Consider the following 21,351-nt stretch of genomic DNA (forward strand, 5'->3'; position numbering starts at 1 on the left):
CGATGGTCAGTACGCCCACCCGGCCCCAGCCAGACAAACAGCAGGCCGGCAAGCCAGGCCCTGGCTCCTCGGCAGTACCCGCGCAACGCCCGGTCTCCGCCCCCCTGCGGGTCAAAGCTGCCTACCGGAAATTCTGGTCGGCACTGGAGGGCACAGGGACCTCCAAGAACGGCTCCACGTACTACCTCATCCTCGGCTCAACCCTGGCGCTGACGGCGATCGGGATCATGATGGTCCTTTCCGCCTCCAGTGTGGAATCCATTGCCGCGGGAAAGTCGCCCTACGGCGATGCGCTGAAGCAGGGGGTGTTCGCCGCCATCGGCATCTTCACCATGTTTGTGCTCTCCCGCATCAATGTGGTGTGGCTTAAACGGCTCGCGTGGGTGGCAATCATCGCCGCAGTGGTCCTCCTGGGCCTCGTGCAGATCGTGGGCGCGGAGGTCAACGGCAACAAAAACTGGATCGACCTCGGCGGCATCACCTTCCAGCCCTCCGAAGCGTCCAAGCTGGCACTCGCGCTCTGGATGGCCACCGTCCTGGCCAGAAAGGGCCGGCTGCTGAGCCGCTGGCAGCACGTGGCGATTCCTGCCGTCCCCATGGCCATCATCATCGTTGGCCTGGTCCTGGTGGGAAACGACCTCGGAACGGCCATGATCATCATGATGATTACGGCTGCCGCACTTTTCTTTGCCGGGGCGCCCCTTTATCTCTTCGGCATCGCAGGCCTGGTGGCCGCGGCCGGAACGGCCGTTATGGCTGTGACCAGTTCAAACCGCATGTGCCGCATCACCTCCTGGTGGACCGGGCAGTCCTGCGCCGACGGGATCGACGCCAACTATCAGGCCACGAACGGCCTTTACGGACTCGCGTCGGGAGGCTGGTTCGGAGTAGGGCTGGGGCAAAGCCGGCAAAAGTACAGCTGGATCCCCGAAGCCCACAACGACTTCATTTTCGCCATCATCGGCGAGGAGCTCGGCCTGGTGGGCACCGTCGTCGTCCTGATCCTTTTCGCCATCCTGGGAGCCGCCATCTACCGTGTGGTGGTGGCGCAGGAGGACATGTTCCACCGCGTGCTGGCCGGCACCATTATGGTGTGGCTGCTGGGCCAGGCGACGGTCAACATGTCAGTGGTGACCGGCCTGATGCCCGTCATCGGCGTGCCGCTTCCGTTCATTTCCTATGGCGGGTCCGCCCTGCTGATGTCGCTCTGCGCCATCGGGGTGGTGCTGTCCCTGGCCCGGGAGCAGATGGCCCCGGCCATCCGCCCCAAACGGATGCTGAAGTTCAAGGCCAAACCGGCGCGGACCACCGCCGCCACGAAAAAGACTTCAAGAAAGCGTGCCTGACCCGAGATGACCTCGAAAAATCCATCAATCGTCCTGGCGGGCGGCGGAACCGCCGGCCACATCAGCCCGCTCCTGGCCATCGCAGCAGCCATCCGCAGTGCCGCTCCCGGCGCCGCCCTCCTGGCCGTCGGAACTCCGTCGGGAATGGAAACACGGCTGGTTCCCGCCGCCGGCGTGGAGCTTGCGACGATCAACCGCGTCCCCTTCCCCCGGAAGCCTTCCGCCGACCTCTTTCGCCTTCCGGGACGCCTCGCCGGCGCCGTGGCGCAGGCCGGCGCCATCCTGGACAACGCGGCCGCGGACGTCCTGGTGGGCGTAGGCGGGTACGTCTGCACACCCATGTACCTCGCCGCGCGGAAGCGCCGCATTCCGATAGTGATCCATGAGGCCAACATCCGCCCCGGGCTGGCGAACAGGGTGGGCGCGCTGTTCACCAGGCGCGTGGCCGCGGCCTTCGAGGCCACTCCGCTGCGGGGCGCCGTGCACGTTGGCATGCCCATGCGCACCGAAATCTCGCAGCTTGACCGGGCGGCGGCCCGGGCATCCGCCCGGGAAACACTGGGACTGGACCCCGCAAAGCCCACACTGATCGTCACCGGCGGATCATCCGGTGCCCAAAGCATCAACCGGACCATCGCCGGAGCCCTCGGGCAGCTCGCTGACGCCGGTATCCAGACCCTGCACATCACCGGCCGCGGCAAGTCGGTCCTGGACAACGACGGCAGGCTGCTGGCTGCCGACGGATACCGCCAGGTCGAATACATCGACGGCATGGAGCTCGCCTACGCCGCCGCCGACGTACTGCTGGCCCGCTCCGGCGCCGCGACCGTCTGCGAGATTGCCGCCGTCGGAGTGCCGGCTGTCCTGGTGCCGCTGCCCATCGGCAACGGCGAACAGGCACTGAATGCCGCCGGACTGGTGGCCGCCGGCGGCGCCGTGCTGGTGGCTGACCGCGACTTCACGGCTGAGTGGGTAGACCGGGAGCTCATCCCGCTTGTGACCGACAAGTCCCGGCTCGCCACCATGGCAGCCAACTCCTACCGGCTTGGAATTCGAAACGCCGACCAGCGAATGGCTGGTCTTGTCATGGAAGCGGTACCCGCATGAGTCCTGTGAGCATCCCCACTCTGGCGTCGCTGGGCAAGGTCCACTTTGTTGGGATCGGCGGCGTGGGGATGTCCGCCGTCGCCCGGATCATGGTGGCCCGCGGCGTGCCGGTCAGCGGCTCGGATGCCAAGGACCTGCCCGTGATGGCGGACCTCTCCGCCGCGGGTGCGCGCATCGCCGTCGGATATGACGCTGCCAACCTGGCAGATGCCCAGACAGTGGTGGCCGGTTCCGCCATCCGCGCCGACAACCCGGAGCTGGTGGCAGCAAGGGAGGCAGGCCTGCCGGTGCTGCACCGCTCCCAGGCCCTCGCCGCCACCATGGGGGAGGACCTGGTGGTGACTGTGGCCGGAACCCACGGCAAGTCCACCACCACCTCCATGGTGGCCGTCCTGCTGCAGGGCGCCGGCCTGGATCCTTCCTTTGCCATTGGCGCAAACGTCCCGGCGCTGGGCGTCAATGCCGCCCATGGAAGCTCCGGGATCTTCGTGGCCGAGGCGGATGAGTCCGATGGGTCATTCCTTAACTACCGGCCGAAAATTGCGGTAGTCACCAATGTGGAGCCGGACCACCTGGACTATTACGGCACCGCCGAGGCCGTCTACGAATCCTTTGACCGCTTCACTGCCCTGCTGCCCGCCGACGGTGTGCTGATCGCCTGTGCGGATGATCCCGGCGCCCTGGCGTTGGCGCAGCGCACCAGGGAGCGCGGCAATGCCCGCGTGGTCCTTTACGGGACCGGCGACGAAGCCGAGGTGGTGCTGCACGACGGCGGGCCGGGAAACGTCGCGGTGGCCACGCCGTCCGGCCGGTTCAAGCTTGAGCTGCAGGTGCCGGGCCGGCACAACGCCCTGAACGCGGCTGCCGCTTTTGCCGTGGCATTGGAGCTGGGCGTGGAGCCGGCCGTAGCGGCCGGGGCCTTGGCGCATTTCTCCGGCGCAGCACGGCGTTTCGAGCTTAAAGGCCAGGCGCGCGGTGTGCGGGTCTTCGACGACTATGCCCACCATCCCACCGAAGTCCGCGCGGCCCTTGCCGCAGCCCGGTCGGTGGCCGGAGGCAACAAGGTGCACGTGCTCTTCCAGCCGCACCTGTTCTCCCGGACCCGGGAATTCGCCAAGGAGTTCGCCGAGGCGCTCAACCTTGCCGATACTGCCTGGGTGCTTGACATCTACCCCGCGCGCGAAGATCCGATTCCCGGCGTCACCAGCCAGCTCATCGCGGATTACCTGGACGACGGCGGGCGGCTGGTTCCGGCCTCAGCGGCCGTGGCGTCACTCGCCGATGCGGCAGGGGAGGGCGATATCATCCTCACCGCGGGCGCCGGCGACGTAACGGCGTACGGGCCGCAGATCGTGGAGGCCCTGCGTGCCTAGCCCGCGCCGCCCCACTTATACGTCCACGCGGCGGCGCCCGGGGAACCCCGGTGCCCGGCCCGGTCAGCCACGCCCGGATGCGGACAGCAGCCAGGACGTCATCTCGGCTTCGCGCCCCGTTCCGGAGCCCGCCCCGCAGCCGGTTCAAGAAGCCCGGAAAGCCAGCGTGGCCGGACTGACGAAAAGGGCACTGAAGAAGGACGGGCCAAAAAAAGGCGGGCCCGCTCAGGAAAACCCCTACGGGACCGCGCAGGCTTCCGACAATGCCGGGAATGTTCTGGCGTTTCCCGAGCCCAAGGGGAAACGGCGGAAGAGGAACGTCCTGCTGGTGTCCGCCACGCTGGTTGCCGTCGTGGCCGGGCTCCTGGCCGCTGCGGTATTTTCCCCTGCCCTTGCCGTCCGAACCATCTCGGTGTCGGGGACGCACCTGCTGACACCTGCCCAGGTGGAGACCGCGCTGGAACCGCTGCGCAACAAGCCGCTGCCGCAGGTCACCGACGAGGAGGTAGGGCGCCTCCTCGAGCCGCTGGTCCAGGTGAAGTCCGTGTCCGCAGAGGCACGTCCGCCGTCGGACCTTGCGGTGGCCGTGCGGGAACGCGTGCCGGTGGCCCTGGTCAAGCAGGGGGAGCAGTACCAGCTGGTCGACGTGGACGGCATCCAGCTGGCGTCAACAACTGACCCGGCCTCGGTCTCATTGCCCGTCATCGACGGCGGTGCCGGTACCATCGGTAAGGACCTTTTCCGGGCCACAGCAGAGGTGCTGGGCGCCTTGCCGCCGGATGTGCTGGCCAAGCTCTCCAATGCCTCGGCCCAGTCTGTAGATGCGGTGGAACTCAAGCTGGTTGATGGCCAGACCATCATCTGGGGCAACGCGGGCGAGAAGGAACTCAAAGCCAAAGTGCTCGCCGTCCTGCTCAAGGCTCCGGTGGATCCGAAGAACCCGGTGAAGGTGTACGACGTGAGCGTGCCCCGGCACCCGGTGACGCGCTGACACGCTTTCTTTCCGGTATTAATCCGACACGCGGAGCCGGTCATTGAATGTGTGAACCAGAGGAAATAGCGTCACAGACATGAGTTACTTGACATAACTATAACCTTCAACTCGAAGGTTAAGGTTGCAGGCACTAAGCTCTTCATCAGATTTAGCAATAAGACACGAACAAGGGACACGTAACGTGGCAGCTCCGCAGAATTACTTGGCCGTCATCAAAGTCGTCGGCATCGGCGGCGGTGGCGTGAACGCAGTCAACCGCATGATCGAGGTCGGCCTCCGAGGTGTTGAATTCATCGCCATCAACACCGACGCCCAGGCCCTGCTGATGAGCGACGCAGACGTCAAGCTTGACGTGGGACGCGAACTGACGCGCGGCCTCGGTGCCGGCGCCAACCCCGAGGTGGGCAAGCAGGCTGCCGAAGACCACGCAGACGAGATCGAGGAAGTCCTGCGCGGCGCCGACATGGTGTTCGTTACTGCCGGCGAAGGCGGCGGAACCGGCACCGGTGGTGCTCCCGTCGTCGCCCGCATCGCACGCTCCCTTGGTGCCCTGACCATCGGTGTTGTCACCCGCCCGTTCACCTTTGAAGGCCGCCGCCGTGCCGGTTCCGCGGAAGCCGGCATCGACGCCCTGCGCGACGAGGTGGACACCCTCATCGTGATTCCGAACGACCGACTCCTCTCGATCAGCGACCGCAACGTCTCGGTGCTGGATGCCTTCCGTTCCGCTGACCAGGTGCTGCTCTCCGGCGTCCAGGGCATTACGGACCTCATCACCACCCCCGGCCTGATCAACCTCGACTTCGCCGACGTCAAGTCGGTGATGCAGGGCGCGGGTTCCGCGCTGATGGGAATCGGGTCCGCCCGCGGCGAAGACCGTGCCGTCAAGGCCGCAGAGCTTGCCATCGCCTCGCCGCTGCTGGAAGCTTCCATTGACGGTGCGCACGGCGTGCTGCTGTCCATCCAGGGCGGTTCGGACCTTGGCCTGTTCGAGATCAACGAAGCTGCCCGCCTGGTCCAGGAGGTGGCGCACCCGGAGGCGAACATCATCTTCGGTGCTGTCATCGACGACGCCCTGGGCGACGAAGCCCGGGTGACGGTCATCGCCGCCGGGTTCGACGACGTCAAGGCCACCTCGCCCTCGATGGACCAGTCCCAGCCCCAGGCCGCTCCGCAGCGCCCGGCCGCTCCCGCTGCCGCTCCGGCGCCTGCCCAGGCGCCGTCCGCCGGCAGCCACCAGGCCAGCGTCCAGCCCATCCACGCCGGCGTTGGCGCCGCAGGGCTCAGCAACTGGGGCCAGCAGCGGCCCTCCGCTGTCCCGGCTGACTCAGGCTTCGACGTCGACCTCCCCTCCGTGGTGGAGCCGGACCTCACCGGCAGCCACTCGGATGACCTGGATGTCCCCGACTTCCTGAAGTAGGACCCGCTTGTTCCACTGGCGCGCCGATATCCGGCCCGGGCTCTCTGTCGCCTTCACTGACGCCGGGGCCGGAAACCTGGCACTGCACGTGGGTGACGATCCGGACGAGGTCCTCAGGCGGCGCGGACACCTGGAACGGACCATGGGCGTCGCGCCGCAGGGGCTGCGGTTCATGAACCAGGTGCACGGCACCGCCGTATCGGTTATGGGCCAGGACAGCCCGGCGCCCGAAGCCGATGCCATGGTCTCCCGCGGCGTCCCGCTTGCCGTGATGGTTGCGGACTGCATCCCCGTCCTGCTAGCCGGAGAGTCGCCGGAGGGGCCTGTCCTGGCCGCTGTACATGCCGGCCGTCCAGGCCTTGCCAACGGGGTTATCCCGGCGGCCGTTGACAGTATGCGGTCCCTCGGCGCCAGCGGCATCCGCGCATGGCTGGGTCCTTCCATTTGCGGCAACTGTTACGAGGTGCCGGCGGGGCTGCAGGCCGAAGTAACGGCCGCCGTTCCTGCTTCACTGAGCACCACCTCGTGGGGAACTCCCGGGCTGGACCTGCCGGCCGGTGCCCGAAGCCAGCTGGAACAGGCCGGTGTCACTGTGGAATACAGCGGTCCGTGCACCCTGGAAACGCCGTCCCTGTTCTCGTACCGCAGGAACAAGTTCACCGGGCGCTTCGCAGGCCTGGTGTGGTGCCATGACTGAGGCCGCCGCAGGCGGTGACACGCGCTCCGGCGAACTCCGGACGCGGCTGGCCGCCGTCCGCCAGCGCATCGAGACGGCGGCAAGCGCGGCAGGCCGCGAAGGAAGTCCCCCCACGTTGATCGTGGTGACCAAGTTCCACCCTGCCGAGGACATAAGACGGCTCGCAGGGCTGGGTGTCACCGATGTCGGCGAAAACCGCGACCAGGAGGCGTCAGCGAAGGCACTCCAGCTCGCGGACTGCGGCCTTACCTGGCACTTCGTGGGCCAGCTGCAAAGCAAGAAGGCCAAGTCGGTGCTCCGGTACGCCGCCGCTGTGCACTCCGTTGACCGGCCGCAGCTTGTGGACGCGCTGGCCAAGGCCGCGCAGGCCGAGTGCGACAGCACCGGGCGGGCGCCGCTGCGCTGCTTCATCCAGGTCAGCCTGGAGGACGACGCCGGAGCGCACCGCGGCGGTGCACTCCCGGAAGACGTGCTGCCGCTTGCCGAACGGATAGCAACCTCCGCGGGCCTGGACCTGGCAGGGGTGATGGCGGTGGCCCCGCTGGGCGCCCCGCCGGAAGCCGCCTTCGAAAAACTCGCGGGGGTTTCAGCCCGGCTGGTGGCGGAGCATCCCGCTGCCACAGGCATTTCCGCCGGTATGAGCCAGGACCTGGAAGCGGCCATCGCGTTCGGAGCGACACACCTGAGAATCGGCTCCGATATTCTCGGATCGCGTCCCGCGGTGGGGTAGCGTCGGTGCTATTGGAAGTGATGGGCGGGGGACTCCAGTGCTGTCAAGCCATTGGGCGGCCCGCTTACGGACACGATTAGGAGTCGACCATGGCCGGCGCTCTGCGCAAGACAATGATCTATCTTGGGCTCGCCGACGGCGATGAACACTACGAGTCCGAGGAACAGACCACACGTAAGGATGAGGACGAAACGATGGAAGCTGACCGCGAGGAGCGCCGTGCCCCTGCACCCGTCCGCGAGGTCAGCCGCGAATCGTCCCACGCCCCCGAAGAGGAATACCGCGCCCCAGTGACCCCCATCAAGCGCGCGGCCTCGAGCCGCGAGGAGGCCACCGGTCTCCGCCAGATCACCACTATCCACCCCCGGTCGTACAACGATGCCAAACTCATCGGCGAAAGCTTCCGTGACGGCATCCCTGTCATCATGAACGTAACGGACATGGGGGAGGCAGACGCCAAGCGACTGGTTGACTTCTCTGCGGGCCTGGTTTTTGGCCTCCGCGGAAGCATTGAGCGGGTGACCAACAAGGTCTTCCTGCTCTCGCCGTCGTACGTGGAGGTCATCGGCGACGACAAGAAGGCCAGCGATACCACGGCCAGCTTTTTCAACCAAAGCTGAGCACTCAGCTGACGCAGATGCCAGGCAGGGACACACCTGCCTGGCATCTGTGCTGAAATAGACAAGACACATCGCAAGGAACACCGCGGTATCCACAAGGGACTTGGAGATATGAAGTAAGTCATGGGAATTGTTTTCGGGCTTGTCTATCTCGCGCTTTTGTTGTTCTTTGTCGCACTGATCATTCGCCTGGTTTTCGACTGGGTCCAAATGTTTGCCCGGGAATGGCGCCCCCGGGGGGCAGCACTGGTAGTGGCGCACGCGGTGTACTCCATCACCGATCCGCCGCTGAACGGACTGCGGCGGATGATCCCGCCGCTGCGTCTTGGCGGCATCTCCCTGGACCTGGGCTTCCTGGTCCTGTTCATTGGCGTCAGCATTGCCATGGGGATCACCAGAGGCCTCGCCTGATTTAGCCGCTAGACCAGCAGCGCAGGGATGGAACCCGCCGGGGACCACGAATGTTATGCGAAGAGAAACTCGCGTTTGACACCGCAGTGTTGAATTAGAGGAACAAGACCAAATTTAGGTACCGTAGTTTTGACGGCCGGAAGGCCTACTGACTAACCAGACCAGTGAGGTGACCAGATGGCTTTGACGCCAGAAGACGTTGTCAACAAGCGCTTTCAGCCGACCAAGTTCCGCGAAGGCTACGACCAGGACGAGGTTGATGACTTCCTGGACGAGATCGTCGTCGAGCTCCGGCGCCTGAACCAGGAAAACGACGAACTTCGCAAGAAGCTCGCCGAAGTTGGTTCCAGCGTTCCGGCAAGCACCGTTGCCGCGCCCGTGGTGGAAAAGGTCCCCGCGCCCGTCAAGTCCGAGAAGGACGAAGCCCGCGAGAAGGCCGAAGCAGAAGCCAAGGCTGCCGAGGAGCGCAAGAAGAAGGACGTCCAGCAGGCTGCCCCGGCAGCTGCCGCTCCTGTAGCCGCCGCTCCTGCCGCCAGCACTTCAGCCGAATCGGCTGCCGGCCTGCTCGCCATGGCCCAGCAGATGCACGACCGCCACGTCGCTGACGGACAGGCGCAGAAGGACAAGATCATCGCCGAGGCGCAGATCGAAGCCAGCAGCCTGGTCAACGATGCACAGGAGAAGTCCCGGAAAATCCTTGGTGCCCTCGAGCAGCAGCGTTCGGTTCTCGAGCGCAAGGTGGAGCAGCTGCGCGGCTTCGAGCGTGACTACCGTTCACGCCTGAAGGCCTACATCGAAGGCCAGCTGCGCGACCTTGATGCGCGCGGTTCAGTGGCTACGCCGGAAGTCAGCGAAGCCAACTAGTCTGTCAAGCACGTATTCTGAAAGCCGGTGGCTGAGGATTCCTCGGCCACCGGCTTTTGGCATTGACACCGGTTTTACGAATGAAAGCACCATGACTGACGAACTTGCCGCCGACGCCGCACGCCCTGTCCCGCCCTCGCCGCGCCCCCGCCGCGGCGTGCTGCTGTCCCTTTTTGCCGGGTTCGCGGTCTTCGCTTATGTCCTCGACCAGCTGACAAAGCTCTGGGTCACCTCCACCATGGTGGAAGGTGAGCGCACCCCCGTACTGCCGCCTGTACTGCACTGGTACTTCATCCGGAACTCGGGAGCGGCGTTCTCCATCGGGGAAAACGTCACCTGGGTGTTCTCCATCATCATGGCTGCCGTGGCCGTTGCCATCCTGTTCCAGGTCCGCAAGCTCGGCTCCATCTGGTGGGCCCTGGCATTGGGCCTGCTGCTGGGCGGTGCTCTGGGCAACCTGACGGACCGGCTCTTCCGGGAACCCTCCTTCGGTATGGGGCATGTGGTTGACTTCATCCAACTGCCCAACTTCGCGATCTTCAACATCGCCGACTCGGCCGTGGTGTCCGCCGTCGCGATCATCTGCATCCTGACGCTGCGGGGCATTTCCTTGGACGGAACCCGGTTGATGGCGGCCAGCAAGGAAAAATCCGGCGATGCTTGAGCGCCTCGTCGTCACCGAACAGTTTGCGGGGTCCCGCGCTGATGCGGGCCTCGCCGCGCTCCTGGGGATATCACGCTCCCTGGCGTCAACCCTGATCGCCGAGGGCCATGTCCTCAGCAAAGGCAAAGCATTGGGCAAGTCGGCCAGGCTGGTGGCCGGAGATGTCCTCCAGGTGAGCCTGCCGGAACGGCGTGACCCCCTGGAAGTCGTGGAGGAAGTTGTGGAAGGCCTGAAGATCCTGCTGGACGACGACGATTTCGTCGTGGTCGACAAACCCGTGGGCGTCGCCGCCCATCCCTCCCCGGGATGGGTGGGGCCCACTGTTGTGGGTGGCCTTGCCGGGGCGGGCTACCGCATTTCCACCTCAGGCGCCCCTGAGCGCGCAGGCATTGTCCACCGGCTCGACGTCGGGACGTCAGGCGCGATGGTGGTGGCCAAATCCGAGCGTGCCTACACGGCCCTCAAACGTGCTTTTAAGGAGCGCACCGTGGACAAGGTGTACCACGCAGTGGTGCAGGGCCTGCCCGACCCGCTGGTGGGCACTATCGACGCCCCCATCGGCCGGCACCCCGGGCACGACTGGCGGTTCGCCGTGATCGAGGACGGCCGGCCTTCCGTCACGCACTACGAAGTGGTGGAAGCCTTCGGCAAGGCAAGCCTGGTGGAAGTACACCTGGAGACCGGACGCACGCACCAGATCAGGGTGCACTTCTCCGCGCTGCGCCACCCCTGCGCCGGCGACCTCACCTATGGTGCCGATCCCCGGCTCGCCGCCACCCTGGGCCTGACCCGCCAGTGGCTGCACGCCCGGGAACTCGGCTTCGAGCACCCGGTAACGGGGGAGTCCGTGCGTGTTGTCAGCGACTACCCGCAGGACCTGGCGTTTGCCCTGGAAGTGCTGGAGTCAGGGCGGGCCTGACGGACCGCCACCGGGCTAACGCATAGAATAGTGCGGTGACTTCCAGCAACGACTCGTTTGTCCATCTCCACAACCACACCGAGTATTCAATGCTGGACGGTGCTGCACGGCTCGGCGAGCTCTTCGATGAAACCGAGCGGCTGGGGATGCCGGCCCTCGCCACCACCGACCACGGCTACCTGTTCGGCGCCTTCGACTTTTGGAAGAAGGCCACCGACAAAGGGATCAAGCCGATCATCGGCGTCGAAGCCTATGTCACTCCCGGAACTGCACGCGGCGACAAAGGCCGCGTCCGCTGGGGCGAGGAGCACCAGCGCAAGGACGACATCTCCGGCGGTGGTTCCTACACCCATATGACGCTGCTCAGCTACAACAACGCGGGCATGCGGAACCTGTTCCGGGCGTCCTCCATCGCATCCCTGGACGCGGTGTTCGGCAAATGGCCGCGGCTGGACCGTGAGCTCCTGAACACCTACTCCGAGGGGCTCATCGCCACCACAGGCTGCCCGTCCGGGGAGATCCAGACCCGGCTGCGGCTGGGCCAGTACCGCGAGGCGCTGGCGGCCGCCTCCGAGTTCCGTGACATTTTCGGTGCAGAGAACTACTTCTGCGAACTGATGGACCATGGGCTGGACATCGAACGGCGCGTCACCGGAGACCTGATCCGGCTCGCGAAGGAGCTGAACCTTCCCCTCGTTGCCACCAACGACCTCCACTACACGCACGAGCATGACGCCAAGGCCCACGAGGCCCTGCTGGCCATCCAGTCCGGCTCCACCCTCCTGGAACCTACGTACGACAACGGCGGCTCCCGCTTCGCGTTCTCCGGCAGCGGCTACTACCTGAAGTCGCCGCAGGAGATGCGGGAGCTGTTCCGGGACCACCCCGACGCCTGCGACAACACCCTGCTGATCGCGGAGCGCTGCGAGGTCTCCTTCAACACCGGCGCCAACTACATGCCCCGCTTCCCCTGCCCTCCCGGGGAGGACGAGACGTCCTGGCTGGTTAAGGAAGTTGCCACGGGACTGGACTACCGCTACCCCGGCGGCGTTCCGGACGAGGTCCGGGCGCAGGCGGACTATGAGCTCGGCGTTATCACCTCCATGGGTTTCCCCGGCTACTTCCTGGTGGTGGCGGATTTCATCAACTGGGCCAAGAACAACGGCATCCGGGTGGGTCCGGGCCGTGGTTCCGGCGCCGGCTCCATGGTGGCGTACGCGATGCGCATCACCGACCTGGACCCGTTGCGCCACGGCCTCATTTTCGAACGGTTCCTGAACCCGGACCGTGTTTCCATGCCCGACTTCGACGTTGACTTCGATGACCGGCGCCGCTCGGAAGTCATCGACTACGTGACCCGGAAGTACGGTGACGAGCGTGTAGCCATGATCGTCACCTACGGCACCATCAAGACCAAGCAGGCGCTGAAGGACTCTTCGCGTGTGCTCGGCTACCCGTTCAGCATGGGTGAAACGCTCACCAAGGCACTTCCCCCGGCCGTGATGGCCAAGGACATCCCGTTGGCGGACATCCAAAACCCGGAGGCCAAGCGGTACGGCGAAGCCGGCGACTTCCGCCAACTGATCAGCACGGACCCGGAAGCAGCCAAGGTCTTCGAGACCGCGCTGGGCATCGAGGGGCTGAAGCGCCAGTGGGGCGTCCACGCGGCCGGCGTGATCATGTCTTCGGATCCGATCATCGACGTCATCCCCATCATGCGCCGTATCCAGGACGGCCAGGTGATCACGCAGTTCGACTACCCCACCTGTGAAGGCCTTGGCCTGATCAAGATGGACTTCCTGGGTCTGCGGAACCTGACGATCATTTCCGACGCCCTGGAAAACATCAAGATGAACCGCGGCATCGACCTGGACCTCGAGTCCCTGGAACTCGACGACGCGCCGTCCTATGAACTCCTGGCACGTGGCGACACCCTGGGCGTTTTCCAGCTCGACGGCGGCCCCATGCGGTCCTTGCTCAAGCTGATGAAGCCGGACAACTTCGAGGACATCTCGGCTGTCCTGGCCCTGTACCGGCCGGGCCCCATGGGCGCCAACGCGCACACCGACTACGCGCTGCGGAAAAACGGGATCCAGGAAGTCATTCCCATCCACCCCGAACTCAAGGAACCGCTGGCGGAAATCCTCGGCGGAACCTACGGCCTGATTGTGTACCAGGAACAGGTGATGGCCGTGGCGCAGAAGCTCGCCGGGTACTCGCTGGGCCAGGCAGACATCCTCCGACGCGCCATGGGTAAAAAGAAGAAATCCGAGCTGGACAAGCAGTTCGCCGGCTTCTCGCAGGGTATGCAGGACAACGGCTACTCCATGGAGGCCGTGAAAACCCTGTGGGACATCCTGTTGCCCTTCTCCGACTACGCCTTCAACAAAGCCCACTCGGCCGCCTACGGCGTGATCTCCTACTGGACCGCGTACCTCAAGGCCCACTACGCCCCCGAGTACATGGCCGCGCTGCTCACATCCGTGGGCGACGACAAGGACAAGTCCGCCATCTACCTGAATGAGTGCCGGCGCATGGGCATTACCGTGCTCCCGCCGGACGTCAATGAGTCCGCCCTGAACTTCACCCCGGTGGGCAACGACATCCGCTTCGGCATGGGCGCTATCCGCAACGTGGGCGTCAACGTGGTGGAGGCCATGGTGGCCGCGCGCGAGAGCGAGGGCGCGTTTACGTCCTTCAAGGACTACCTGATGAAGGTTCCGGCTGTGGTCTGCAACAAGCGGACCATCGAGTCACTGATCAAGTCCGGAGCCTTCGACTCGCTGGGCCACCACCGCCGTGCCCTGGCGATGATCCACGAAGAAGCGATCGACTCGGTCATCACGCTCAAGCGGAATGAAGCGATTGGGCAGTTTGACCTCTTTGCCGGCTTCGAGGAGGCCGAGTCGGAGTCGTCGCTGAGCATCGACATTCCGGACCTGCCGGAATGGGAGAAGAAGGACAAACTCTCCTTCGAGCGGGACATGCTGGGCTTATACGTCTCGGACCACCCCCTGCAGGGCCTTGAAGGGGTGTTGAGCCAGCACGCCGAGATGAGCATCACTTCGGTCCTGGGTGAAGACGGGCCGCAGGACGGTGCCATCATCACCATCGCCGGCATGATCACGTCCCTGAGCCGGCGCATCGCGAAGGCCAGCGGAAATGCCTACGCCCGGGCCGAGGTGGAGGACCTCGGCGGTTCGATGGAAGTCATGTTCTTCGGCCAGGTCTACGGACCCATTGCCTCGGTACTGGCCGAGGACCTGATCGTGGTGGTCAAGGGGCGCCTGCAGAAGCGCGACGACGGCGCGATCACCCTCAACTGCATGGAGCTTTCCGTTCCGGACCTGAGCGAAGGGCTGGGCGGGCCGCTGGTGATCACCATGCCCACGCATAAGGCCACGGAAGCTGTGGTCACGGAGCTTGGCGATGTGCTCCGCACGCACCGCGGCAACTCGGAGGTGCGCCTGCACCTGCAGGGTGACACCCGCACGGAGGTCATGGGCCTGCCGGTCCACCTCCGCGTGAATCCGAGCCCGTCACTGTTTGGTGACTTGAAGGTCCTGCTGGGCCCGGCCTGCCTGGACGCCTGAGAAAGAAGCGGACGACGGCGGCACCCGCGTGCCGACGACGGTCGTCCGTTTCCTGGGTGCAGCTAAATCTCGTAGTCCAGCGGGACGGGCTGGCTGTAGGCGCCCCCGTGGTAGAGCAGCGGTGAGCCCTCCCCGCCCACCTGGCCGTCAACCACCTGGACCACCACCACGGCATTGTTCTCGAATGAGAGGCGCATCTGCACTTCGCCGATCAGCCAGCCGGCCACGTCCTTCAGCACCGGGACGCCGTGCGGCCCCACCTCCCAGTGGTCGCCCTCAAAGCGGTTGGTGCCACGGGCAAAACGGTCGGCCAGTGCCTGGTTCTCAAGGCCGAGCATGTGTACCCCGATGTAGGTGGTGTTGGCCACGGCCGGCCAGGACCCGGAGCTCCGGGCCATGTTGAAAGTGAAGCGCGGCGGCTGCGCGGACAGCGATGCCACCGATGTGGCTGTGAACCCAAACGGGCGGTCCTGGTAATTGACCGTAATGATGGCAACGCCGGCGGCATGGCGCCGGAACATTTCCTTGAACGTCCGTTCGAAGGGTGCCTCGTTTTCGGTCACGGAAACTCCTGGTGGTGGTTGTGGTGTTCTCCTTCAACTGTATGGGCCCGCCGGCCAGGCGCGGAATCTCTTGAAGCCCCACGCCGGGGAGTTAAGCTGCCGGAACAACTGTTAAGGTTTGTTGCATGACACATCCGACCGGACGGGCACGTCCGCGCCTGCCTTGGGCCATGTTCGTGCTGCCTGCTGCGGCCGGCCTGCCGGCAGGAATTCTTTGGTGGCTGCTGGCCCCTGGAGGCCTCAACCTGATCACCCGGGACCCCGCCCTGGGCGACGGCGCCCGCCCCCAAGTCTGGCTGCCAAGGGACCTGACACTGGCAGGGCTCCTGGTCTTCGCAGGATGCCTGCTGGCAGTGTTCCTGACGGAGAAAAAGCGCCAGGATCCGCAAGCAAGCCTCTTGATGGGCCTCGCCGGCGGACTGTGCGGCGCAGTCCTGGCCTGGCAGGCGGGTGTTTTGTCCGCCCGGCTGTTTGGCCCCGCCGTCGATGCCACCGCCAATGCCAGTATCGCTTTTTCCTTGCGCGCTTTGCCGGTACTGCTGCTGTGGCCGGCTGCTACGGCGGTGTCCGTGTTTGTGCTGGAGTTGATGCACCACCTGGGAAAGAAGGACGACGCCGGCGCGGAGGGGTCGCGGCACCGTGGGGTTAGACCCGTAAAATAGTGCGGTGACCATTTCTTCGGAGTTTCCCGCCACCCCTGCCGCTGCCGCCGTGAGCTTCCGGACCATTGACCTCCGGGGCCGGAACCTGACCCTTGCGGGACTCCGTGCCGCCGTCCCCCGCGCCCAGGGACAGACTATGGCCGACGCCGAAGAAAAGGTCCTCGACATCATTTCGACGGTGCGGCGGCGGGGCTTCGCTGGCCTGGCGGAGCTGGCCTTGCGCTTTGACGGTGTCGAACAGGACCACCCGCTGGTCCCCCAGGAGGCCCTCTCGGGCGCCCTCGGAGAGCTGGACCCGGCCGTGCGGCGGGCGCTGGAAGAATCGATCAGCCGGGCACGCCGTTTTGCCGACGGCCAGCGTCCCCGCAACGTCGACGTCCAACTTGGCGACGGCGCCCTGGTCAGCCAGAACTGGGTGCCGGTGGCGCGGGTGGGTCTCTATGTTCCCGGCGGCCTGGCCGTCTACCCCTCCTCGGTGATCATGAACGTGGTACCGGCCCTGGCCGCCGGGGTGGAGTCCATTGCCCTGGCCTCACCTCCCCAAAAGGAGTTCGGCGGGCTTCCGCACCCCACCATCCTTGCCGCCGCAGCACTGCTGGGCATCACCGAGGTGTACGCCATCGGCGGAGCGCAGGCGATCGCCGCGTTCGCCTATGGGGTGTCCGCAACGGAAACCGGTCCTGCGCTGGAGCCGGTGGATGTGGTCACCGGACCGGGCAACATCTTCGTGGCCACCGCCAAGCGCCTGGTGAAGGGCGTGGTGGGAATCGACTCCGAGGCGGGGACCACGGAGATCGCGATCCTGGCCGACTCCACGGCCCAGCCCGCGCTGGTGGCAGCCGACCTCATCAGCCAGGCCGAGCACGACCCCAAGGCAGCATCGGTGCTGATTACCGATTCGGAGGACCTGGCCGCAGCCGTAGGCGCAGAGCTGGATCTGCAGGCCGCTGCCACCAAGCACACGGCCCGGGTCCGGGAGGCCCTCTCCGGTCCCCAGTCAGGAGTTGTCCTGGTGGACAACCTGGATCAGGGGATCGCAGCATGCGACGCGTATGCCGCTGAGCACCTGGAGGTCATGACCCGGGACGCAGCGGCCGTGGCGGCGAGGATCCGCAACGCCGGGGCCATCTTTGTTGGCGACTACAGCCCGGTGAGCCTGGGGGACTACTGCGCGGGTTCCAACCACGTGCTGCCCACCAGCGGTACCGCTGCCTTTTCCTCCGGCCTGAACGTCACCACCTTCCTGCGTGCAATCCAGGTGGTGAACTACAGCCGGGATGCGCTGGCGGAGGTCAGCGGCCATATCGTGAGCCTGTCCGGCGCGGAAGACCTGCCTGCGCACGGGGAAGCTGTCACGGCCCGGTTCGGCGGCCAGTCCGCCGGCGGGCGTAACGACATCTAGTACCGCCCACCACAACATGTAGTAGTTACACGCTTGTTATTACCCTGCGCCGGGCCATAGAATTGAAGACGCAACAGAGCCCGCGTTTGCCCATGAAACTGCAACTTCACACTGCAACTGACACTGCAAGCGCGGCACCGCCACGGAGCTAAAGAAGGGACGTCCATGTACTGTCCGTTCTGCCGTAATCCCGATTCACGGGTAGTGGACAGCCGCATGGCCGACGACGGCTCGGCCATCCGCCGCCGCCGCCAGTGTCCTGAGTGCGGGCGCAGGTTCACCACGGTGGAAACCACCAGCCTGTCGGTTATCAAGCGGTCCGGCGTGGGGGAACCCTTCAGCCGCAGCAAGGTCATTAACGGCGTCCGCAAGGCATGCCAGGGGCGGCCGGTCAGCGAAGACGATCTCGCCCTGCTGGCACAGGAAGTCGAAGAGCAGATCCGTTCTTCCGGTGCGGCCGAAATCGACGCCCACGAGGTGGGCCTGGTAATCCTCGGGCCGCTGCAGAAGCTGGATAAAGTGGCCTATCTCCGGTTCGCCAGCGTGTACCAGGCCTTTGAGTCCCTTGAAGATTTTGAAACGGCCATTGCCCTGCTCCGCCAGGAAGCCGAAGACGATGCCAAGGGCATCGCCCGGAAGGGCCCCAAAACCTCGGAAAAGAGCCCGTTGTAAGGGTCCACCCTAATCTCCGGTGGCGGCAGCGGAGGGGAAGCCGCTGCCGCCGCCGGCACCCCTGCCCGGCCCGGGGGCCGAGGGGCAGGAGCGCCAGCTTTATTTCGCGAGCTTGTGCTTCAGGGCGATTTCGATCGCGGCACCCACGATGCCGGCCTCATTGCGGAGGACCGCCGGGACGATGGGCGTGCGGAGCTTGAGGTTGGGCAGGTATTCGTCGGCGCGCTTGGAGATGCCGCCGCCCACGATGAACAGTTCGGGGGAGAACAGGAACTCGACGTGGGAGAAGTAGCGCTGCAGGAGGACGCTGTATTCCTCCCAGGAGAGCCCGTCGCGTTCACGGGCCACGGCGGAGGCCTTGGTCTCGGCGTCGTGGCCGTCGATCTCCAGGTGACCCAGCTCGGCGTTCGGCACCAGCTTGCCGTCGAAGATGAAGGCCGAGCCGATGCCGGTGCCCAGCGTGATCACCAGGACCGTGCCGGCAACCCCGGCCCCCGCTCCGTAGCGCGCTTCGGCGAGCCCGGCGGCATCGGCGTCGTTGATGACCTCCACGGGACGGCCCAGGCGCGCGGTCAGGAGGGCATCGATGTCCGTGTTAAGCCAGCTTTTGTCCACGTTGGCGGCAGAGTGGACCACACCGTGCTGGATGATGCCCGGGAAGGTCACGCCCACGGGGGAGCCGGCGGCGGGCGCCTCGGGACGGGCGGAAAGCTCTGAGACCACCAGCGCCACTGCCTCAGCCACGGACTCAGGGGTGGCCGGCTGCGGGGTGGGCACGCGGAACCGTTCGCCCAGGAGCTTGCCCTTTTTCAGGTCGACAATGCCGCCCTTGATTCCCGTGCCTCCGATGTCGATGCCGATCAGCGGGGCTTTCTTGTGCGACTTCTCGTCCTTGTTGGCCAATGGGTTTCCGTTCATGCAGGGGCGGGCAGGGAAGGGCCGGCAGGCAGCCGGCCCGGTTGTAGCTAAGTCAGCGGTGGCTGCTTGTCCAGCAGCGGTGGTTTGTTCTGTCAGCGGCAGCGGGGGCAAGCAGGGTGCCGGCCACCAGGTGGTGCGGCGCCGGTCAGGGCAGGGTGAGGATCTCTGCGCCTGTATCTGTGACCAGCAGGGTGTGCTCAAACTGCGCGGTGCGCTTGCGGTCCCGGGTCACGACGGTCCAGTCATCAGCCCACATCTCCCACTCCACCGTTCCCAGCGTGAGCATCGGTTCAATGGTGAACACCATGCCGGCCTCGATCACCGTGTTGTAGGCCGGGGCGGCATCGTAATGCGGGATGATCAGCCCGGTATGGAACGCTTCGCCCACGCCATGTCCCGTGAAGTCCCGGACAACACCGTAGCCGAAGCGCTTGGCGTAGGACTGGATGGCGCGGCCGATCACGTTGATCTCGCGGCCCGGGGCCACGGCCTTGATGGCCCGGTTCAGGGATTCCTGCGTCCGTTCCACCAGGAGGCGTGATTCCTCGTCGACATCGCCCACCATAAAGGTGTAGTTGGTGTCCCCATGGACGCCGCCAATGTAGGCCGTGATGTCGATATTGATGATGTCGCCGTCCCGGACCACCGTTGTATCCGGGATCCCGTGGCAAATGACCTCGTTCAACGACGAGCACAAGGACTTGGGAAACCCCCGGTACCCCAGCGTGGAAGGGTACGCGCGGTGGTCAAGGAGGAACTCGTGGCCCACCTTGTCCAGCTGGTCCGTGGTGACGCCGGGCTCGATGTGTTTGCCCACCTCGACAATGGCCTGCGCGGCGATCCTGGCGGCCACGCGGATCTTCTCGATCGTTTCGGCGGATTTGACCTCCGAACCGGTGAATTTGGCAGGTGCCGGTTTGCCGACATACTCCGGGCGGGGGATGGACGCCGGAACGGGACGCTGCGGGCCAACGGTCCCCGGGGTGAGGGTGCCGATGGGTGCAGTCGAGGCAAGGGAAGGCATAGATTGATCATATAAGGCACCACAGAAGGCCTAACAACCGGGAGCCGCGTCTGTGCCGCGTAAGAATCTAAGTTACGCGCGTCACGGCCGCACCTTCCCGGCCGGCGGAACGGGGAAAAGGGATGACTGAGTACTGGTACAACATCAAGACCCACGAGGTTGAGGAGGACCGGCTGTCGGACTGGAGCCAGCTGATCGGCCCCTACAAAACCAGGAAAGAGGCCGAGCACGCCCTGGAAAAGGTCCGCGCGCGCAATGAGGCGTGGGAAAAGCAGGACGACGACGACTGACGGCTGAGTGCCGGCCTGCTCCTTGGGCCGGTATTCAGAAAGTGTGTTCGGGGCCGGGGAACCGGCCGGACCGGACATCCTCACCGTAGGCTGCGGCGGCGTCAAGAAGAGTGGTGCGCAGGTCCGCATACTGTTTGACGAACTTGGCCATCCTGCCGCCGCGCAGGCCCGCCATGTCCTGCCACACGAGCACCTGGCCGGTGGTTTCCTTGCCGGCACCGATGCCGACGGTGGGAACGCTGACGGCTGCGTCCACCGCAGCCGCAGTCTCCGCGGGAACCATTTCCATCAACACGCTGAAGGCGCCCGCCTCGGCCAGCGCCACGGCGTCGTCAATTAACCTCTGGGCATCGTCGCCGCGGCCCTGGACGCGGTACCCGCCCAGCGCGTGCTCGCTCTGCGGCGTGAAGCCAATGTGGGCCATCACGGGGATTCCGGCCTGCACCATTGCCCGGACAGTAGGGGCGTAGTACTTCCCGCCCTCGATCTTGACCGCGTGCGCCAGGCCCTCCTTCAGGAACCTCACTCCCGCAGCGACCGCCTGCTCAGGCGAGACCTCGTAGCTGCCGAACGGCAGGTCGGCCACAACAAGGGCGCGCCTGGCGGAACGCGCCACCGCCCGGCACAGCGGAAGCAGCTCGTCCACGGTGACCGGAAGGCTGGTCTCATTGCCGAAGACATTGTTGGAGGCCGAGTCTCCCACCAGGAGCACCTCGATGCCGGCGGCGTCGAAGATTTCTGCCGTGTACTGCTCGTAGGCGGTCAGCATCGCGAACTTCGTGCCCTCATCCTTGGCCTGCTGGAGGTGGTGGATGCGGACCTTCGCCGGCTTCCGGCCGGCGGCGGCCTGGACAGTCTCCCCCGGGCCGTTGCCGTAGGGGGCGGGGACGTCGGCGGGCAGGCTTGAGTCGGAGCTGTTGCTTGAGGCCATGGCATGAGCGTAGTGCCGCACCCGCAGTCCTAGCCAGCGGCGGCGGCTCCCTCCCTGGTGATTCGCGTCATATGGGCGGCGGTGGCAGCGGCCCGGACCCGGCGGTGCAGCCGTGCCTTTCACTGCCCTGGCGTGTTAACGCTGTGTTACG

At 65.6% G+C, this 21,351-nt stretch carries 21 protein-coding genes; 17 read left to right on the forward strand and 4 right to left on the reverse strand.

The window, feature by feature from the left end:
- Positions 1-2 precede the first annotated feature (2 nt).
- The 13 genes from ftsW to dnaE all read left to right on the forward strand — a co-directional run bounded on the left by ftsW (position 3) and on the right by dnaE (position 14,738).
- Positions 3-1,346, forward strand: a complete 1,344-nt coding sequence (gene ftsW / locus FBY31_RS00475) for a putative lipid II flippase FtsW (protein WP_142035547.1) — start codon at positions 3-5, stop codon at positions 1,344-1,346.
- Positions 1,347-1,352: 6 nt separating this feature from the next.
- Positions 1,353-2,453 carry an undecaprenyldiphospho-muramoylpentapeptide beta-N-acetylglucosaminyltransferase gene (murG, locus tag FBY31_RS00480; protein ID WP_142035550.1) on the forward strand — a complete coding sequence of 367 codons (1,101 nt, stop codon included), beginning with the start codon at positions 1,353-1,355 and terminating at the stop codon, positions 2,451-2,453.
- Entirely contained in the window at positions 2,450-3,826 is a 1,377-nt protein-coding gene (murC, locus tag FBY31_RS00485; protein ID WP_142035553.1) for a UDP-N-acetylmuramate--L-alanine ligase, read from the forward strand. The genes murG and murC overlap by 4 nt, the downstream gene beginning before the upstream one ends.
- On the forward strand, positions 3,819-4,817 hold the full coding sequence (locus FBY31_RS00490; RefSeq protein ID WP_142035556.1) for a cell division protein FtsQ/DivIB: 999 nt from the start codon (positions 3,819-3,821) through the stop codon (positions 4,815-4,817). Before murC ends, FBY31_RS00490 begins: the two co-directional genes overlap by 8 nt.
- Before the next feature lie 184 nt (positions 4,818-5,001).
- Positions 5,002-6,240, forward strand: coding sequence for a cell division protein FtsZ (gene ftsZ, locus FBY31_RS00495; RefSeq protein WP_142035559.1), 1,239 nt, complete (start codon positions 5,002-5,004; stop codon positions 6,238-6,240).
- A 7-nt stretch (positions 6,241-6,247) separates the two neighbouring features.
- Positions 6,248-6,937, forward strand: a complete 690-nt coding sequence (locus FBY31_RS00500) for a polyphenol oxidase family protein (protein ID WP_142035562.1) — start codon at positions 6,248-6,250, stop codon at positions 6,935-6,937.
- Positions 6,930-7,667, forward strand: a complete 738-nt coding sequence (locus tag FBY31_RS00505; protein ID WP_142035565.1) for a YggS family pyridoxal phosphate-dependent enzyme — start codon at positions 6,930-6,932, stop codon at positions 7,665-7,667. The genes FBY31_RS00500 and FBY31_RS00505 overlap by 8 nt, the downstream gene beginning before the upstream one ends.
- A gap of 89 nt (positions 7,668-7,756) precedes the next feature.
- Positions 7,757-8,287: a cell division protein SepF gene (locus FBY31_RS00510; protein ID WP_142035567.1), complete on the forward strand. Its 531-nt coding sequence runs from the start codon at positions 7,757-7,759 to the stop codon at positions 8,285-8,287.
- A 123-nt stretch (positions 8,288-8,410) separates the two neighbouring features.
- Positions 8,411-8,698: a YggT family protein gene (locus tag FBY31_RS00515; RefSeq protein WP_142035570.1), complete on the forward strand. Its 288-nt coding sequence runs from the start codon at positions 8,411-8,413 to the stop codon at positions 8,696-8,698.
- Between the two features lie 177 nt (positions 8,699-8,875).
- Complete coding sequence (locus FBY31_RS00520) at positions 8,876-9,562, forward strand: DivIVA domain-containing protein (protein WP_142035573.1); 687 nt, start codon at positions 8,876-8,878, stop codon at positions 9,560-9,562.
- Between the two features lie 91 nt (positions 9,563-9,653).
- Entirely contained in the window at positions 9,654-10,226 is a 573-nt protein-coding gene (gene lspA, locus FBY31_RS00525) for a signal peptidase II (RefSeq protein ID WP_142035576.1), read from the forward strand.
- Positions 10,219-11,145, forward strand: coding sequence for an RluA family pseudouridine synthase (locus tag FBY31_RS00530; protein ID WP_142035579.1), 927 nt, complete (start codon positions 10,219-10,221; stop codon positions 11,143-11,145). The genes lspA and FBY31_RS00530 overlap by 8 nt, the downstream gene beginning before the upstream one ends.
- 35 nt (positions 11,146-11,180) lie before the next feature.
- Positions 11,181-14,738: a DNA polymerase III subunit alpha gene (gene dnaE / locus FBY31_RS00535; RefSeq protein ID WP_142035582.1), complete on the forward strand. Its 3,558-nt coding sequence runs from the start codon at positions 11,181-11,183 to the stop codon at positions 14,736-14,738.
- Positions 14,739-14,800: 62 nt separating this feature from the next.
- Here dnaE and FBY31_RS00540 read toward each other — a convergent pair whose 3' ends face one another.
- Positions 14,801-15,301, reverse strand: coding sequence for a flavin reductase family protein (locus FBY31_RS00540; protein WP_142035585.1), 501 nt, complete (start codon positions 15,299-15,301; stop codon positions 14,801-14,803).
- Positions 15,302-15,426: 125 nt separating this feature from the next.
- On the opposite strand from FBY31_RS00540, the gene FBY31_RS00545 reads away from it, so the two are divergent.
- From FBY31_RS00545 to nrdR, 3 genes are all read left to right on the forward strand, one after another.
- A complete protein-coding gene (locus FBY31_RS00545; RefSeq protein ID WP_142035589.1) occupies positions 15,427-15,963 on the forward strand; it encodes a hypothetical protein in 537 nt (178 codons plus the stop codon).
- Between the two features lie 4 nt (positions 15,964-15,967).
- Positions 15,968-17,365 carry a histidinol dehydrogenase gene (gene hisD, locus FBY31_RS00550; RefSeq protein ID WP_142035592.1) on the forward strand — a complete coding sequence of 466 codons (1,398 nt, stop codon included), beginning with the start codon at positions 15,968-15,970 and terminating at the stop codon, positions 17,363-17,365.
- Between the two features lie 165 nt (positions 17,366-17,530).
- The gene (gene nrdR / locus FBY31_RS00555) at positions 17,531-18,037 is read left to right on the forward strand and encodes a transcriptional regulator NrdR (protein ID WP_142035595.1); all 507 of its coding nucleotides are present in this window, start codon (positions 17,531-17,533) and stop codon (positions 18,035-18,037) included.
- Positions 18,038-18,136: 99 nt separating this feature from the next.
- On the opposite strand, the gene ppgK is transcribed toward nrdR, so the two are convergent.
- Both ppgK and map read right to left on the reverse strand, forming a co-directional pair.
- A complete protein-coding gene (gene ppgK / locus FBY31_RS00560) occupies positions 18,137-18,940 on the reverse strand; it encodes a polyphosphate--glucose phosphotransferase (protein ID WP_142035598.1) in 804 nt (267 codons plus the stop codon).
- 160 nt (positions 18,941-19,100) lie between these two features.
- Positions 19,101-19,979 carry a type I methionyl aminopeptidase gene (map, locus tag FBY31_RS00565; RefSeq protein WP_142035600.1) on the reverse strand — a complete coding sequence of 293 codons (879 nt, stop codon included), beginning with the start codon at positions 19,977-19,979 and terminating at the stop codon, positions 19,101-19,103.
- 122 nt (positions 19,980-20,101) lie between these two features.
- Between map and FBY31_RS00570 the strand changes: the two genes are divergently transcribed.
- Entirely contained in the window at positions 20,102-20,269 is a 168-nt protein-coding gene (locus FBY31_RS00570) for an SPOR domain-containing protein (protein ID WP_142035603.1), read from the forward strand.
- A 34-nt stretch (positions 20,270-20,303) separates the two neighbouring features.
- Here the strand turns inward: FBY31_RS00570 and panB are convergent, their stop codons facing one another.
- Positions 20,304-21,200 carry a 3-methyl-2-oxobutanoate hydroxymethyltransferase gene (gene panB, locus FBY31_RS00575; protein WP_142035606.1) on the reverse strand — a complete coding sequence of 299 codons (897 nt, stop codon included), beginning with the start codon at positions 21,198-21,200 and terminating at the stop codon, positions 20,304-20,306.
- Positions 21,201-21,351: the final 151 nt, after the last annotated feature.

The sequence above is a fragment of the Arthrobacter sp. SLBN-100 genome (assembly GCF_006715305.1).
Classification (GTDB): domain Bacteria; phylum Actinomycetota; class Actinomycetes; order Actinomycetales; family Micrococcaceae; genus Arthrobacter.